The organism is Bartonella sp. AD328YNZD, assembly GCF_042196425.1.
Genome location: NZ_JBHIQG010000734.1, coordinates 1 through 710, shown reverse-complemented (window position 1 = coordinate 710; position 710 = coordinate 1). Strand labels below are relative to the sequence as shown.

General features: G+C 40.6%; 1 protein-coding gene. It reads left to right on the top strand.

The genetic code is table 11. From position 1 onward, the window contains the following. Positions 1-249: 249 nt before the first annotated feature. A partial coding sequence (locus tag ACFIO3_RS14740) for a glyceraldehyde 3-phosphate dehydrogenase NAD-binding domain-containing protein (RefSeq protein ID WP_375704744.1) occupies positions 250-710 on the top strand: 461 nt, incomplete at its 3' end.

Below are 710 nucleotides of genomic sequence, written 5' to 3'. Positions count from 1 at the left end.
CGCAGAAAAAGAGCTTGGAAAGATCAAAGAGGAAAAGACAAAATGACAACTTGTGTTGTCATGAGTTGGTTTGGTCGTAGGGCGTCTATACTGTACAGTGTTGTGGATGATCTTGTGCATTATTGTGGATAAGTAAGTGATTAATCAAGATATTGACGTTATAGGAATTAATGATTTGGGATTGATGAAATACCTATTTATTGTGTTTTAAATGGTGTGCTTTTAAAAATTGATGAGGAAACATGTGAAATGACGGTTCGTGTTGCAATTAATGGGTTTGGTCGTATTGGACGCAATATTTTACGTGCGCTTGTAGAAAGTGGACGACAAGATATTAAAGTGGTTGCAATTAATGATTTAGGATCTGTGGAAACAAATGCCCATTTGTTGCGCTATGATTCAGTTCATGGGCGCTTCCCTGGAACTGTTGAGGTGGTGGGGGATGCCATTGATGTAGAGGGTAGATTAATCAAGGTATGCGCACAGCGTGACCCTGCACAATTGCCGTGGAAAGATTTGGATATCGATATTGCTTTAGAATGTACAGGCATTTTTACGGCGCGTGATAAAGCGAGTGCTCATTTAGATGCGGGAGCAAAGCGTGTTCTTGTTTCTGCTCCTTCTGAAGGCGCAGATCTTACGGTTGTCTATGGGGTTAATCATCAATCTTTAAGCAAAGAGCATCGCGTTGTTTCAAATGCTTCTTGTAC